The organism is Pseudomonas tremae (assembly GCF_023278125.1).
GTDB lineage: Bacteria > Pseudomonadota > Gammaproteobacteria > Pseudomonadales > Pseudomonadaceae > Aquipseudomonas > Aquipseudomonas tremae.
On the sequence record NZ_CP066270.1, the window covers coordinates 2,279,828 to 2,292,671 of the forward strand.

At 60.3% G+C, this 12,844-nt stretch carries 12 protein-coding genes; 3 read left to right on the forward strand and 9 right to left on the reverse strand.

The features are described 5' to 3' along the window. Nucleotides 1-5: 5 nt before the first annotated feature. The 7 genes from I9H09_RS10445 to I9H09_RS10475 all read right to left on the reverse strand — a co-directional run bounded on the left by I9H09_RS10445 (nt 6) and on the right by I9H09_RS10475 (nt 7,171). Entirely contained in the window at nt 6-386 is a 381-nt protein-coding gene (locus I9H09_RS10445) for a Na+/H+ antiporter subunit G (RefSeq protein WP_005890530.1), read from the reverse strand. After that, the gene (locus tag I9H09_RS10450; RefSeq protein ID WP_005890532.1) at nt 383-661 is read right to left on the reverse strand and encodes a K+/H+ antiporter subunit F; all 279 of its coding nucleotides are present in this window, start codon (nt 659-661) and stop codon (nt 383-385) included. The genes I9H09_RS10445 and I9H09_RS10450 overlap by 4 nt, the downstream gene beginning before the upstream one ends. After that, nucleotides 658-1,146: a Na+/H+ antiporter subunit E gene (locus I9H09_RS10455; protein ID WP_122347073.1), complete on the reverse strand. Its 489-nt coding sequence runs from the start codon at nt 1,144-1,146 to the stop codon at nt 658-660. Before I9H09_RS10455 ends, I9H09_RS10450 begins: the two co-directional genes overlap by 4 nt. Continuing rightward, nucleotides 1,143-2,828 carry a monovalent cation/H+ antiporter subunit D gene (locus tag I9H09_RS10460; RefSeq protein WP_122347074.1) on the reverse strand — a complete coding sequence of 562 codons (1,686 nt, stop codon included), beginning with the start codon at nt 2,826-2,828 and terminating at the stop codon, nt 1,143-1,145. Before I9H09_RS10460 ends, I9H09_RS10455 begins: the two co-directional genes overlap by 4 nt. After that, the gene (locus I9H09_RS10465) at nt 2,825-3,169 is read right to left on the reverse strand and encodes a Na+/H+ antiporter subunit C (RefSeq protein ID WP_003380836.1); all 345 of its coding nucleotides are present in this window, start codon (nt 3,167-3,169) and stop codon (nt 2,825-2,827) included. The genes I9H09_RS10460 and I9H09_RS10465 overlap by 4 nt, the downstream gene beginning before the upstream one ends. Then, nucleotides 3,169-6,087: a monovalent cation/H+ antiporter subunit A gene (locus tag I9H09_RS10470; RefSeq protein WP_122347075.1), complete on the reverse strand. Its 2,919-nt coding sequence runs from the start codon at nt 6,085-6,087 to the stop codon at nt 3,169-3,171. Before I9H09_RS10470 ends, I9H09_RS10465 begins: the two co-directional genes overlap by 1 nt. 160 nt (nt 6,088-6,247) lie before the next feature. Further along, a complete protein-coding gene (locus I9H09_RS10475) occupies nt 6,248-7,171 on the reverse strand; it encodes a DMT family transporter (protein WP_122324750.1) in 924 nt (307 codons plus the stop codon). Between the two features lie 122 nt (nt 7,172-7,293). On the opposite strand from I9H09_RS10475, the gene I9H09_RS10480 reads away from it, so the two are divergent. Both I9H09_RS10480 and I9H09_RS10485 read left to right on the forward strand, forming a co-directional pair. Continuing rightward, the gene (locus I9H09_RS10480) at nt 7,294-7,863 is read left to right on the forward strand and encodes a helix-turn-helix domain-containing protein (protein ID WP_024671002.1); all 570 of its coding nucleotides are present in this window, start codon (nt 7,294-7,296) and stop codon (nt 7,861-7,863) included. A gap of 45 nt (nt 7,864-7,908) precedes the next feature. Further along, nucleotides 7,909-9,312, forward strand: a complete 1,404-nt coding sequence (locus I9H09_RS10485) for an FAD/NAD(P)-binding protein (RefSeq protein ID WP_122347076.1) — start codon at nt 7,909-7,911, stop codon at nt 9,310-9,312. Nucleotides 9,313-9,370: 58 nt separating this feature from the next. On the opposite strand, the gene I9H09_RS10490 is transcribed toward I9H09_RS10485, so the two are convergent. Then, entirely contained in the window at nt 9,371-10,477 is a 1,107-nt protein-coding gene (locus tag I9H09_RS10490) for a sigma-54 interaction domain-containing protein (protein WP_122324751.1), read from the reverse strand. Further along, the gene (gene ssuD / locus I9H09_RS10495; protein ID WP_024689740.1) at nt 10,477-11,616 is read right to left on the reverse strand and encodes an FMNH2-dependent alkanesulfonate monooxygenase; all 1,140 of its coding nucleotides are present in this window, start codon (nt 11,614-11,616) and stop codon (nt 10,477-10,479) included. The genes I9H09_RS10490 and ssuD overlap by 1 nt, the downstream gene beginning before the upstream one ends. A 286-nt stretch (nt 11,617-11,902) precedes the next feature. On the opposite strand from ssuD, the gene ku reads away from it, so the two are divergent. After that, nucleotides 11,903-12,814 carry a non-homologous end joining protein Ku gene (gene ku, locus I9H09_RS10500; protein ID WP_024670998.1) on the forward strand — a complete coding sequence of 304 codons (912 nt, stop codon included), beginning with the start codon at nt 11,903-11,905 and terminating at the stop codon, nt 12,812-12,814. Nucleotides 12,815-12,844 lie beyond the last annotated feature (30 nt).

Below are 12,844 nucleotides of genomic sequence, written 5' to 3' on the forward strand. Positions count from 1 at the left end.
TTGGGTCAGCCTCCGCTCGACTCTCCGTCGGCGAGGCCGCTGCTGACCTCCGCAGGAACATCGTCACCGGCCATGCGCTTGCGAAACAATGCCGTGCGCGCCAGCAGCAGGGTGGTTACGGGCACGGTGATCGCCAGCAGCACCGGAATCAGCCATGCGTGAATCACTGGCTCTGATTTCAGTGCAGAGAAGTAAATGATAGAGGCCAGCGCCACGCACCAGGCGCCCAGTGTCGAAGCCAGGGCCGGTGGATGCATACGCTGGAAAAAGTCTTTCAGGCGCAGCAGCCCGAGCGCCCCGGTCAAGGCAAACAGGCTGCTGGCGATCAGCAGCCCGGCGGTGAGTATTTCAGCCCAGAAGGGCACAGTGTTCGGCAGTCCGGTCATTCGATCACCTCTCCGCGCAGCAGGAATTTTGCCAGTGCAAACGAGCCGACGAAGCCGAACAGTGCAATCAGCATTGCCGCTTCGAAATACGTGTCACTGGCATAACGGATACCCAGTACCAGCATCATCAGCATGGCGATGATGTACAGGTAGTCCAGCGCCAGTACCCGATCCTGAGCTGACGGCCCCTTGATCAGGCGCAGGAGGGTGATCACCATTGCCAGGGCAAAGATCAGCAGGCTGATCAGAATCGCGTTGTCGAGCAATGCACTCATTGGAAAATCTCCATCAACGGCCGCTCATAGGTGGTCTTGAAGTGCTCGATGAACTGCGCTTCGTCCTCCAGATCGAAGACGTGCATCAGCAGTACGCTGCGATCCAGCGCCAGCTCTGACCAGACCGTGCCGGGCACAACCGTTGTAACCATCGCCAGCGCGGCGAGGCCGTGGGCGTCGTGCAGTTCCAGCGGGATGAGTACAAATGCCGAACGTGGCGGGCGGCCTTCGAGTCGCCACACACTGAGGCCGACCTGAAAGTTGGAAATGACCACGTCCCGTCCTACCCGCCATAGAAACCTCAGGATGGTGCCTGGTTTGCGGATGCGCACCGGCAAGGGTCGCAATGGCGCCATTAGGATCGGTGCCAGGAAACCCAGTACTGCGCCCAGCAAGATATGGCCAGGGCTGATCGACAGGTTCAGCACCAGCCACAGCAGCCAGAGTGCCAGCGAGAGAATCGGGGCTGGAAGCAGACGCTTCATGGTTGCGCCTCCAAACTCACTTCCCGGCTGGTCGGGCCTGGTATCGGCCGTGTGGCGAGTACCGATTGCACGTACTGTTTGGGCTCATGCAGCGCAGCAGCGGTATCCTGGGTATAGCGCAGCAATGGCTCGGCCTTGAAGGTCAGCGCGATGCACAAGCCCAGCAGAATGATGATCGGCAGGCATTCATTGCGCCTCAGCAGTGGCGAAGGGCGCTCGTGAGGCGTCCAGAAACGCTGGGTGCCCAGTCGGGAAAATGCAATCAGTGACGCCAGTCCGGAAAAGATCAGCAGGCCGATGAGCATCCAGGATTTGGTCGACAGCGCTTCATCCTGCGCGACATCCAGCCCCAGCGGATTCATGAGGGCACTCAGCAGGGTGAGCTTGCCGATGAACCCTGACAAGGGCGGCATGCCGATAATCAGCAGGGCGCAAGCGATGAAGCTCAGGCCCAGGAACGCCATTGTCATGGGGATCACCTGACCTATCACGGCTTTCTGCTCGTCATCCAGGTTGGTGCCGGGCGGTGGATGCAGTGATTCGAGAGTGCGTGGCAGCTGATCCAGGTCATCTTCCAGCGGGATCTCGTTGGCCGAACGAGAACGTTCGATCAGTTCGCCCAGCAAAAACATCGCGCTCAGCGCCAAGGTCGAGCTGACCAGATAGAACAGGGCGCCCGATGTCAGGCTTGGCTGCGCAAAACCGATGGCCGACAAAAGTATGCCTGCCGATACCAGAATGCTCAGGCTGGCGAGCCGCTCCAGGCGCTGGGCTGCAATGATCGCGATGGCTGCGGTGAAAATCGTCGCCATGCCGCCGTATATCAGCCACTCGCCACCAAAGAATGCAGATGCGCCCGCCTGGCCGGAAAACAGCAGCGTCCATAGTCGCAGCAGGGTGTAGATGCCTACTTTTGTCATGATCGCAAACATCGCCGCTACCGGCGCGCTGGCGGCAGAGTAGGCCGGGACCAGCCAGAAGTTCAGTGGCCACATGCCCGCCTTGGCGAGAAAGGCCGTGGCCAGAATGGCGGCGCCTGCGTGCAGCAGTCCCAGATCGGCTTTCGATACCTGCGGAATCTTGATCGCAAGGTCGGCGAAGTTGAGCGTACCGGTTACCCCGTAGATCAGCGCGGCACCGATCAGGAATAGCGACGAAGCCAGCAGGTTGATCGAAATGTAGTGCAGGCCGGTGGACACTCTCGCCCGACCGGAGCCGTGCAGCATCAGGCCATAGGAGGCTGCGAGCAGCACCTCGAAAAACACGAACAGATTGAACAGGTCGGCTGTCAGGAATGCGCCGTACAGGCCCATTAGCTGAATCTGGAACAGTGCATGAAAGCTGGCACCGGCCCGGTCCCAGCGTGCCAGCGCGAACAGCAGGGCGCAGACGCCGACGATGCCGGTCAGTACCAGCATCAAGGCCGACAGGTGATCGACTACCAGCACTATGCCGAAGGGAACGCCCCAGTTGCCCGGCAGGTAGACGCCGATGGAACCGCTGCTGCCGGTCTGTTGCACCCAGAAAAACAGCACCACCGAGATGCCCAGCCCGAGCATGCTGGAAAACAGATTGATGCGTCCCTTGAGCGGCCGATGCTTTTCGCCCAGCCAGAGCATCAATCCGGCCGTCAGCAGCGGCAGCAGAATCGGCGCGATGATCAGTTGATTGATCCAGCTCATGCCTTGGGCTCCCGGCCATCTACATGGTCGGTGCCGGTCAGGCCCCTGGAGGCCAGCAATACCACCAGAAACAAAGCCGTCATGGCGAAACTGATCACGATGGCCGTCAATACCAGCGCTTGCGGCAGTGGGTCAGTGTAATTGAGCAGGTCCTGCGGAATGCCGTCCTTGATGATCGGCTCTCTGCCAATGAACAGGCTGCCCATGCTGAAGATGAACAGATTGACGCCGTAGGACAGCAGACACAGCCCCATGACCACCTGAAAGGTCCGCGGGCGCAGAATCAGCCAGACACCCGAGGCGGCCAGCACGCCGATGGCGGTTGCAATGACTTCTTCCATCAGAGGACTCCTTGCGGGTTGGCAACAGGCTTGGGCAGTTGAGTCGGACGATGGCTGCGCACCGACTGGTGGGCCAGCGCGGTGAGAATCAGCAGCGTCGACCCGACCACCACGGCATATACGCCGACGTCGAAGAACAGCGCGCTGGCGATGTGGATGTCACCCAGAATCGATAAATCGACATGCGCGGTATGGGTGGTCATGAAGGGATAGCCCAGCACCATCGAACCGGCCCCGGTCAATACGGCACAGAGCAGACCGGTGCCCATCCAGCGTAACGGTCGCAGGCTCATCTGCGCCTCGACCCACTGAGTACCGGCGACCATGTATTGCAGAATGAATGCCACCGACATCACCAGACCTGCCACAAAACCGCCGCCCGGCTGATTATGACCGCGAATGAACAGGTACATCGAAATGATGAAAGCAATCGGCAACAGCAACCTTACCAGGGCTGCCGGAACCATCATGAAGCCAAGCGCGGTGTCACTGGCACCACGCGGGTTGACCAGATCAGTCACCACGTCGCGAGCCAGCAGGCGCTGCTGTGCAGGCAGCAGAATGCTTTCCTTCGGTGGACGGAAGCGTCGCAGCAGAGCGAATACGGTCAGCGCGACCGCCCCCAGCACGGTTATTTCGCCGAACGTGTCGAAGCCACGGAAGTCCACCAGCATGACGTTGACGACGTTGCTACCGCCGCCCTGGGGCAGCGCGCGGCTCAGGTAAAAGGACGAGATGGCGTTGGGCGTCTGACGGGTCAGCATGGCATAGGAAAGCGTCGCCATCCCCAGGCCGACCAGAACCGCCAGCCCGAAGTCGCGGAACCGCCTTGTGCGAGCACGCAGACGGGCGCTGAGGGGGGCGACATCTTCATTGCGGCGCGGCAGCCAGCGCAGGCCGAGCAGAATCAGCACGGTGGTCACCACTTCTACCGCCAATTGGGTCAGCGCCAGGTCAGGGGCCGAGAACCAGACGAAGGTGATGCAGGTCATCAGCCCGCAGACGCTGACCATGACCAATGCCGCCAGGCGGTGATATTTACCTTGCCATGCAGCGCCTATCGCGCAGGCAATTGCGATCAGCCATAAGGTGACAAACACCCCGGAGCCCGGAATTTTCGGTCGGTCGCCCCAGGTCAGGCCACTGAAGTACATCGGAATGAAGCCGCCCAGTACTGCGGCCAGCACCAGTAGAAACAGCTGAGGCTGCAAGCGGCGAGTGCTGACTTTGCGCTCGAAGCGCCTTGCCCAGTGCATCATCACCACCTGGCTGCGCTCGAAGAAACGCTTGCCGTTGAGTCGTCCCACCAGCGGCGGGGCAGTGATGCGCTCCTGTTTTAGTGGCTTGCGCAGCAATAGATACAGAATGATACCGCCAGCCATCGCGACCAGACTCATCACCATCGGCAGGTTCCAGCCATGCCATATCGCCAGGCTGTACTCGGGCAACGTCCCGCCGACCACCGGGCGCGCAGCCGCTGCCAGCAATGGGGCAACCGACTGCGCGGGGAAAATACCCACCACCAGACACGTCAGCACCAACAACTCGACGGGCGCGCGCATCCAGCGCGGCGGTTCATGCGGCAAGTGCGGCAGATCCTTGGCTGCCGGTCCGAAAAACACGTCGACGGTGAAACGCAACGAATAGGCCACACTGAATATCCCGGCGATGGTCGCGATCACGGGGAGCGCGATTTCTACCCAGGCGGTGGCCGAGATGAATACGGTTTCGGCGAAGAACATTTCCTTGGACAGGAACCCGTTGAGCAATGGCACGCCAGCCATCGACGCGCTGGCGACCATCGCCAGGGTCGCGGTATAGGGCAGCAGCTTCACCAGCCCGCTGAGACGGCGGATATCCCGGGTTCCGCTTTCATGATCGATGATGCCGGCGGCCATGAACAACGAGGCCTTGAAGGTGGCGTGATTGAGAATGTGAAATACCGCGGCGACTGCCGCCAGCGGGCTATTCAGGCCCAACAGCAGGGTGATCAGGCCGAGGTGGCTGATGGTCGAGTAGGCCAGCAAGCCTTTAAGGTCATTCTGAAAAATCGCGGCGTAGGCGCCCAGTATCAGTGTGCAGGCACCCGCACCGCTGACAATCCAGAACCACTGCTCGGTGCCGGACAGCGCGGGCCACATCCGCGCCATGAGAAAGACCCCTGCCTTGACCATGGTCGCCGAGTGCAGATAGGCCGAAACCGGCGTCGGCGCGGCCATGGCGTGCGGCAGCCAGAAATGGAACGGGAACTGAGCGCTTTTAGTCAGCGCGCCAATCAGGATCAGGGTCAGCAACACAGGGTAAAGGGCGTGGGCGCGGATCACCTCACCGGAGGCCAATACGCGGTCCAGGTCATAGCTGCCCGCCACATGCCCGAGAATCATCATGCCTGCCAGCAGCGCAAGGCCGCCCGCGCCTGTGACCATCAGTGCCATGTAGGCGCCGCGTCGAGCGTCGGCGCGATGGTGCCAGTAGCCGATCAGCAGGAACGAGAACAGGCTGGTCAGCTCCCAGAAAAATACGATCTGAATCAGGTTGCCGGACATCACCAGGCCGAGCATGGCGCCCATGAATGCCAGGAAAAATGCGAAGAAGCGCGGTACCGGGTCGTCGGGCGACATGTAATAGCGTGCGTAAAGCGAGACCAGTGCACCGATGCCCAGCACCAGCATCGAGAACAGCCAGGCGAAGCCGTCGATGCGTAAAACAAAGTTCATTCCCAGACTTGGCAGCCAAAAATACTCCTCGCGTATAACGCCGCCGTCGGCAATCTGCGGGAACCACAACGCCATCTGAACAGCGCCGATCAAGGCAACTGCGCCGGCCAGGAGAGATTCTGCGTTACGCGCGTTATGCGGCAAAAAGGCCGCCAGACAGCTGCCGATAAAAGGCAGAAGCAGTAGAACTATCAGGGACATAGGCTTCTAATCTGCAGGGGAATGTCAAGCATCATACGTGCCAGACATCCCGATACCAAAGAAAGGGTTTCCGAAATTTCCTACAAAAAGTGTCTGCTGATTTCACGTCTTCACCGGGCTGCTGCAACCAGTGTGCGTGGCAGCAAGCATTACGTACCAGTCATTCGGCGGCCCGTGCGCCTTTTTCGTTGAGGCCTGCCTGCTCATCGGAGACGGGGCGACGTTTCATTTCGCTGACGATCACCCCGATCACGATCAGTGCCGCCCCCAGCAGGGCAATGCCTGGCAGGCGCTCACCAGCCAGTCTTCCGACAATACCGGCCCACACCGGTTCACCTGCATAGATGACCGTTGCGCGCGTGGGCGAGACGCTCTTCTGTGCCCAGTTCATGGCGATCTGGATGGCCGCGCTCATTGCGCCCAGCCCGACCGCGCTGGCTGTCAGTAACCATGAGAACTCCGGCAGAGGTTCCTGGGTAGGCACGATCATCAGAAACGCCAGGATAGAAGCCGTTGCCAGTTGCACGACGGTGACCCTGCGCACGTCGACTTTGCCAGCATAGGCGCTGATCATGATGATTTCGGCGGCGATGGCCACGGTGCTGATCAGCGTCACAATCTCGCCGGTGCTCAGATTCAGGGAAGCACCTTGCGGTCCTGACACCAGCATCAGGCCAAGGAAGGCGAGGATGATGCCCAAAGTTGGCATCAGCCCAGGCCGTTGCCCCAGCACCAGCCATTGCAACAGCGGCACGCACGGCACGTACAGTGCCGTGATGAATGCGGACTGGCTGCTGGGGATGGTCTGCAGTCCTACAGTTTGCAGGCCATAACCGAGCATGATCGCGGTGCCGATGAAAACACCGGCCCTGAGCTCAAGAAAGGTCAATCCGCGCAGCACCTTGATTGAAAACAGCGCTACGATGAGCGCCGCAGCGGCAAAGCGAAGCCCGACGAAAAACATCGGCCCGCTGACCGTCATGGCATGCTGCACTAGCAGAAACGTGCCTCCCCAGAGCATGGTGATCAGGATCAGAACGGCCTCTGCCTTGCTGATACGGGGTATGCGACTGATAGACTTCATGTCAGCTCCGGGCTCCTGTGAATTGCGCTGTGGCGACGATGAATGCGACGTAAAGATGAGTACGCCAGGAGCGTCCTCGAAGTGGGCAGTATAATGCGCAACGGTTTGATGTGAGCACTACCATGCACAAAGAAAATTCCGGGCGCCCGCCCGTGCTGCAGCACGTGAGCCAGAATGTACGGCGTTTGCGTAACGCCGCAGACCTCAGTCAGACGGCTCTGGCCGACAAGTCGGGGGTCAGCCGCCGCATGCTGGTGGCGATCGAGGCGGGCGAGAAAAATGTCAGCCTGGCGACCCTGGACCGAGTGGCCGAGGCGCTGGAAGTGGCGTTCAGCGACCTGATTCAGGCCCCTGAAAACCGCGATCACAGCCGTATCAACGAACTCGCCTGGGCGGGTGCGATTGTCGGCAGCAAGGCGGTGCTGCTTGCCAAGGCGGTGGCACGTCGCGAGGTCGAACTATGGGAATTCTGCCTGGAACCCGGCGACGCCTACGCTTCTGAAGCCGATCCCGATGGCTGGAGCGAGCAGGTCTATGTCGTGGAAGGGCATTTGACGCTGCGTTTTTCCGAGCCTGTTGCCGAACAGCAAATCGGCCCGGGCGAGTTCTTCATGTTTCCCAGCAATCAGCCGCATCGTTACTGCAATGAAGCAGGCATGACCCTGCGCTTTGTGCGTAACGTGGTGCTCTGAGATTTTTTATTACCCCCTTTCTGCAACCTGCCGAGGCGCTGTTCGATGACTGACAACCCTGACCGGAGCGCTGACATTCTTATCATTGGTGGCGGTTTGAGCGGCACCCTGCTGGCCGCGCAGTTAGTGCGCAGGCCGGGCCGGCGGCGCATCCGGATCATCGAAACCCGCAGCGAGCTGGGCAGGGGCGAGGCTTACAGCGCTACAGAGCAAGGGCATACGCTCAATGGCAACGCGGCACGCATGAGTGTCGACCCTGACAACCCGGATGACCTGACCCAGTGGCTGACGGGTTATCTGGCCGAAGGCGGCTGGCCTGAAGCGGCAGAGCAAAAAGTACCGGTTGCCGAACTGTTCCCGCCGCGCGGTGTGTTCGGGCTCTATGCACAGCAGCGCTTGCGCGAAGCTTGTGCCGCTGGCAAAGCCGTTGGCTCGACGGTCGAGCACGTACAGGTGGAGGCGGTGGACATCCAGATCAATGAGCAAGGCGCGCGCGTTACGCTGGCCGACGGTCGTGAGCTGCTTGGCAACCAGGCTGTGCTGGCGACCGGCATGTACGCCGCATCACGTACACCGCAGCGCGAGTCGGACGGGCTGAATGCTGCAGCGCTGGACCCTTGGGATGTGAGCGTCATGCGTCAGCTCGAGCCTCATGCCAGGGTCTTGATCATCGGCTCCGGGCTGACGATGGTCGATGCGGTGGTTTCTCTGGAGAAGTCCGGGCATCGCGGGCCGATTCAGGTATTTTCCCGTCACGGCTTGTTGCCGCACGTGCGTCGTCAACCCCCGGAGTGGGCTGACTTTCTGGCGCAAAACCCGGGCATTCGCAGCCCGTTGCAACTGTTGCGCAAGGTACGCGAGCAATGTGAACTGGCCATCGAAAGCGCTATTGACTGGCAGGCCCCGCTGGACACCGTGCGCGCCAACGTCGGCAGGCTGTGGAGTCAAGCCACCGACAGGCAGCGACGTCAGTTTGTGCGCCATGTGCGACCGTGGTGGGAAAGCCACCACCATCGTTCACCACCGCTGGGTGCAGCCTTGCTGGCGCGACTGGTCAAGCAGGGGCGGCTGAGTATCGCTGCAGCTTCGTTGCAAGGTGTTGAACGCCTGGTTTCAGATGAGGTGCAGATCAGCGTACGTCGGCGTGGCTACAGTGAGACTACCCATATCGTGGGGGATGCCTTGATCAACTCCACCGGCATTCAGTACGACTGGCGCCGTGTTGACCGCCCGTTGCCCCGCCAGTTGCTGGCCCGCGGGCTGATCCAGCCCGGACCATTGGCGTTGGGTATCGCCGCCGACGTCGATGGCGCGGTGCTCGACGCACAAGGCCAACGCTCCCCATGCCTGTTCGCCATGGGGCCGCCGTTGCGCGGCATGTGGTGGGAAAGCACCGCAGTGACCGACGTGGCTATTCAGGCCAAGGCGCTGGCGCTGCGTCTGGCCTAGCTGAAACGCTGAGGCCACAAGGCCGGACAAGCAGCGAACACGAGCGCTAGACGCCGTTTCACACCGACAAATGCAACATCCTGTCACCCTGTACGTTCTCGCCCGGTCTGCGTTTGTTGACCGCCAGTTCGCCGATTCTGATCAGCCGGGTGCGAGTGACGTTGCGTGTCAGGCCCAGCAGGCTGGCAGTGTGAACCTGATTGTGATGGCAGAAGCGGTAAGCCGCTCTCAGCAATGTGTCCTCGACCTTCTCGTGCAGTGCCCCGGCCTGTTCCTCGAACAGCTTTTGAAATGCGCGGTTGAGCAACTGCTCGGCGGACTCGTCCGATGGGTTCTGTTCGTCAGACCGCTCGATCCGCAGGTTGGACATGCGCAGGTCATCACGCTGGATGACGCCATCACGGCAGACCAGCAGCGTGTGGTGAATGACGTTCTCCAGTTCACGGATATTGCCTGGCCAACTGTAGGTCTTGAGCTTGTGCTCGGCTTCGGCGCTGACCCGCACCGGGGCGTGCCGCAGTCGCTGGCTGTAGACGTCGATGAAATGCCGGACCAGCGGCAGGATGTCGCCGGGACGTTCGCGCAGCGGGCTCAATTCCAGGTTGACCACGTCCAGTCGGTAATAAAGGTCTTCGCGGAAATGCCCGGCGTTGATGGCCTTTTCCAACTGCACATTGGTGGCTGCCAGAACCCGCACATCGATCGCAATACTCTTGCGCGAGCCCAGTCGGACCACTTCGCGCTCCTGAAGCACGCGCAGCAGTTTGACCTGCAAGGTCATGGGCAGGTCGCCGATTTCATCGAGAAACAGCGTGCCGCCGTTAGCCTCTTCGAACCAGCCAGCCTTGGCGCTGATCGCTCCGGTGAAAGCGCCTTTCTCATGGCCGAACAACTCGGCCTCGATCAGGTTCTCGGAGAACGCACCGCAGTTGACTGCCACAAACGGCTTGTCGCGGCGGGCGCTCAACTCATGCACATGCCTTGCAACCAATTCCTTGCCTGTACCGGTTTCTCCGATGATCAGTACGCTCGCGTCACTGGGCGCAACCTGACGCACGTGGGCCAGCAAGGCTTTGGACCTGGGGTCTTCGAAAACCTGCGCGGTGGCTCTGATCGATGTCGCCAGTGCAGGCGAGTGGGGTAGGGTCAGCAGTTGCCCTGACATCACTTGGCCTGCGGGGGCAGATCGTTGGCGATCATTTCGCCGAACGGCCCTGTCAGATTGGTGATGCCGCGCCCGGCCAGGCTGGCGTAAGGTTCAGGCAGCAGCGGGAAGACCAGTTCGGCAAAGCGGTAGGCTTCTTCCAGATGCGGATAGCCCGAAAAAATGAAGCTTTCGATGCCCAGGTCTGCGTATTCCTTGATGCGTTCAGCCACTTCCTGCGGGTTGCCGACCAGCGCTGTGCCTGCGCCACCGCGAACCAGGCCGACGCCTGCCCACAGGTTGGGGGCGATTTCCAGATTGTCGCGACGCCCGTCGTGCAGGGCGGCCATGCGCCGCTGGCCTTCTGAATCGAAGCGCGAGAAAGATTTCTGCGCAGCGGCGATGGTGTCATCGCTGATGTGTTCTATCAGGGTACTGGCGGCTTTCCAGGCCTCTTCGCTGGTTTCGCGCACGATGACATGCAGGCGAATGCCGAACTTCACGATACGACCCTTGCGCGCTGCACGCTCACGTATATCGGCCAGCTTTTGGGCAACGGCTGCGGGAGGCTCGCCCCAGGTCAGGTAGACGTCCACCTGATCGGCAGCCAGATCGTGTGCCGCGTTAGAAGAGCCTCCGAAATACAGCGGTGGGTAGGGCTTCTGAATGGGCGGATAAAGCGCTTTGGCGTTTTGCACGCGCAAATGCTTGCCTTCAAAGTCGACAGCTTCGCCTTGCAGCACGCGACGCCAGATTTGCAGAAACTCATCAGTGACTTCATAGCGCTCGCTGTGGTCGAGAAAGCTGCCATCGCCACGATTTTCGTCGGGATCGCCACCAGTCACTACGTTGATCAACAGGCGGCCGCCGGAAAGCCGATCCAGCGTGGCAGCCATGCGTGCCGAGACGGTAGGGGAGATGATGCCGGGGCGGATCGCCACCAGGTACTTCAAACGCTCAGTCAATGGCACCAGTGCAGAAGCGATCACCCACGAGTCCTCGCAGGAGCGGCCGGTAGGGATCAATACCCCGTAATAGCCCAGATCGTCGGCGGCCTGTGCCACCTGCTTGAGGTAGTTGAGCGTGACCGGACGTGCGCCCTTCGTCGTGCCCAGATAATGGCCGTCGCCGTGAGTCGGAAGAAACCAGAAAACGTTCATGACAAATCCTTGGGAGTGATCAGCGATCAGCGCTGACGGGACCCGCTGTTGCGTCATAGACAACCCGCCAACAGCGTACGAGGTGAGCCATTTATAGAACGTCTGGTTTATTCCGTAAAAGAACGTTAAACCATATTTTTAGATCCTAAAAGAATATGTGTATTGTTCTGCTCTGCGTGTGTGGGGCAAAAGGTCTTCATATGCGGTTGCAAAAGCGCTCGTCAGGCTGTCGAAACTTTTACTCGGCCTGCCCGGTCACCTGTTGACGATCATCAGGAGTCAGACCATGGCAAGGGCAATCTGGAAAGGCGCGATCAGCTTCGGGCTGGTACACATCCCCGTGGCACTGGTTTCCGCGACCACGTCAAACAGCGTTGACTTTGACTGGCTCGACAAGCGCAGCATGGAGCCGGTCGGCTACAAACGGATCAACAAGGTCACGGGTAAGGAAGTCACCAAGGAAAATATCGTCAAGGGCGTGCTGTACGAGAAGGACCGTTACGTGGTGCTCAGCGAGCAGGAAATTCGTTCCTCGCACCCCAAGTCGACCCAGACCATCGATATCTTCGCTTTTGTCGACAGCCAGCAGATTCCGTTACAAAACATCGACACGCCCTATTTTCTGACCCCTGACAAGCGCGGCGAGAAGGTCTACGCGCTGTTACGCGAAACCCTGATCGATACCAAAAAAGTCGCACTGGCCAACGTCGTGCTGCACACCCGCGAGCACCTGGCAGCGGTGGTGCCGCTGGAGTCGGCACTGGTCATGGTTATCCTGCGCTGGCCCGCCGATGTGCGTGAGCTTGACGCACTGGAACTGGGCGAGGCGGTAACTGACGCGCAGTTGAACAAGAGTGAACGTGACATGGCCAAGCGACTGGTCAAGGACATGAGTGCCGACTGGGAACCTGAAAAGTACCGTGACACGTTCCAGGACAAGATCATGAAACTGGTTGAGACCAAGGCCAGTGAAGGCAAGATCGAGGATGTCGAGACTGATCCGGCCGAAGAAGAGCGCAAGAGTGCTGACGTGATCGATCTCACCGACCTGCTGCGCCGCAGCCTGGCGGGCAAGGGCGGGGCAGGCAAGGCCAGAACAGGCAAGCCTTCGACGAAAGCCGCTGACAAGCCTGCTGCCAAGGATGAACCCAGACCCAAGCGGCCCGCTGCGCGCAAAAAGACCAGCAAAGCCTCTTGAGTCAAAAGCCTCTTGATCCATAGGGAGAAC